Consider the following 502-nt stretch of genomic DNA (forward strand, 5'->3'; position numbering starts at 1 on the left):
CCCATGCCGCCGCTGACCTGGCCGACGATGCGCATCTCCTCGCCGCTGGCCGCACGGATCAGCAGGTCCCCCGTCGCCATGTCCGCCACCAGGCGCACCTGCGCAGCATCGATGCCCTGCACCGACACCGTGTCCACGTCCCACGGCGCACCGTAGTCGACCACCCGGTCGTGACCGCCGCCGCTCGACATCACGTAGGTGTCGCCACCGTCCATGCCGACCAGCTCGTCATCACCGGCGCCGCCATCCATCCAGTCGCCGCGCTGCGTGCCCATCAGCACGTCGTTGCCCTCGGTGCCGCGGAACTCGGCCGTCGCGTTGGCGATCTCCTGCGGGCCCCACGTCGTGCCGTCGGCGAACACGATCTGCTCGATGCCCATGCCGCCGCTGACCTGGCCGACGATGCGCATCTCCTCGCCGCTGGCCGCGCGGATCAGCAGGTCGCCCGTCGCCATGTCCGCCACCAGGCGCACCTGCGCAGCATCGATGCCCTGCACCGACA

The 502-nt window shown here is 71.1% G+C and carries 1 protein-coding gene; it reads right to left on the reverse strand.

Annotation, left to right across the window (positions count from 1 at the left end; all coding sequences use genetic code 11):
- Positions 1-502: calcium-binding protein (locus tag GO615_RS27880; protein WP_281358762.1), on the reverse strand; the 502-nt coding region annotated here is incomplete at both ends.

Origin of the sequence: Aromatoleum evansii (assembly GCF_012910805.1) — a bacterium.
GTDB lineage: Bacteria > Pseudomonadota > Gammaproteobacteria > Burkholderiales > Rhodocyclaceae > Aromatoleum > Aromatoleum evansii.